Source organism: Curtobacterium sp. B8, from assembly GCF_000333315.1.
GTDB lineage: Bacteria > Actinomycetota > Actinomycetes > Actinomycetales > Microbacteriaceae > Curtobacterium > Curtobacterium luteum.
Genome location: NZ_BACW01000231.1, coordinates 1 through 1,727, shown reverse-complemented (window position 1 = coordinate 1,727; position 1,727 = coordinate 1). Strand labels below are relative to the sequence as shown.

General features: G+C 72.3%; 1 protein-coding gene and 1 pseudogene. Both read right to left on the bottom strand.

Going from position 1 to position 1,727, the window contains the following annotated elements:
- Nucleotides 1-1,009: pseudogene (gene thrS, locus I59_RS05810) on the bottom strand (threonine--tRNA ligase); the annotation flags it as partial.
- A 249-nt stretch (nucleotides 1,010-1,258) separates the two neighbouring features.
- The gene (locus tag I59_RS05805; protein ID WP_022903058.1) at nucleotides 1,259-1,690 is read right to left on the bottom strand and encodes an adenine phosphoribosyltransferase; all 432 of its coding nucleotides are present in this window, start codon (nucleotides 1,688-1,690) and stop codon (nucleotides 1,259-1,261) included.
- Nucleotides 1,691-1,727: the final 37 nt, after the last annotated feature.

Here is a 1,727-nt window from a genome sequence, read left to right as displayed (position 1 = left end):
CGTCCTTGTACCAGCCGAGGTGCCCGGACTGCTCGAACAGGTCGCCCTTGGTGATGTGCGGCGTGTAGACGAAGGAGTAGCCCTCCTGCTCGTGCCGGCGGCGCGAGTAGTCCTCCATCTCGCGGCGGATGATGCCGCCCTTCGGGTGGAAGATCGCCAGGCCCGAACCGATCTCGTCCGGGAACGAGAACAGGTCGAGCTCGGCGCCGAGCTTGCGGTGGTCGCGCTTGGCGGCTTCTTCGAGGCGGACGAGGTACGCCTTCAGCTGGTCCTTGTCGGGCCAGGCGGTGCCGTAGACGCGCTGCAGCTGCGGGTTCTTCTCCGAACCGCGCCAGTAGGCCGCCGCGACGCGCATGAGCTTCGACGCGTTGCCGATCCAGCGGGTGTGCGGGACGTGCGGACCGCGACAGAGGTCCTGCCAGAGCACCTCGCCCGTCTTCGGGTCGACGTTCTCGTACACCGTGAGTTCGCCGGCGCCGACCTCGACGCTCTCGCCCGAGTCGCCGGACTCCGCGGCGCCCTTCAGGCCGATGAGCTCCTGCTTGAACGGCTCCCCCGCCATGCGTTCGCGGGCTTCGGCGTCGGTGACGACCACGCGACGGAAGCGCTGGGCCTGCTTGACGATGCGGTCCATGCCCTTCTCGATCGCCTTGAGGTCCTCGGGCGTGAACGGCTCGGCGACGTCGAAGTCGTAGTAGTAGCCGTCGGTGACGGGCGGGCCGATGCCGAGCTTGGCGTCGGGGTTGATCTGCTGGACGGCCTGCGCGAGCACGTGTGCCGCGGAGTGGCGGAGGATGTCCAGCCCGTCCTGCTTCTGCAGCGTCACGGCCTCGGCGGTCTCGCCCGCCTGGACGTCCGCGGCGAGGTCCTTGAGGACGCCGTCGACCCGGATGGCGACGACGCCGCGCTCGCCGTCGAAGAGTTCGGTGCCCGTCGTGGCGGTCGTCGCGGTGCGGGGCTCGGGTGCCTGGGGAAGGTCTGCGGGCTCTGGTGCGACTGCGTCGGTCACGATCGTGGTGCTCCTCGGTTCGATCAGGGGTGGGTCAAGACTAGTGCGCGGCGGCCCCGGTGCGGCTCGCCTGTGGAGCGGGTCCGGCGGTGGCGCGGGTCTGCAGGAACGGCCGGGAGGCACGGTGCGGCTCCGTCAGTCGCGGCGCGGTCCCGTCGGTGCGGGTCCGTCGGTCGCGGCGCGGTCCCGTCGGGGCAGGTCCGTCAGACCGGAACGGCGCGGTCCGTCAGGCCGGGACGGTGCGGTCCGTCAGGCCGGGACGGCCCCGAGGGTCGTCACCGGGACGCGGGCCTCGACGCGCTCCCGGCCGGCGAGGCCGTCGAGCTCGAGCAGTGCGGCGAACCCGATCGCCTCGTAGCCCGCGCGCTCGAGCAGCGTGATGGTCGCGGCCGCGGTGCCGCCGGTCGCGAGGACGTCGTCGACGACGAGCACCCGCGTGCCCTGCGGGAGCTGGCCCGGGCGGAGCTCGAGCTCGGCCTCGCCGTACTCGAGCGCGTACTGCTCGCTGAGGACCTCGCCCGGGAGCTTGCCGGCCTTGCGGACGGTCAGGACGCCGACCTGGTGCTGGGCGGCGATGCCACCGGCGAGGGCGAACCCACGGGCCTCGATGCCGGCGACGGCCTGGAACCCCTCCCCACGGCGAACGGTGCCGCGAGGGCTCGCACACCCGCCGAACGCCACGGGTCCGAGACACGGGCGTCACGTCCCGAAGAGGATG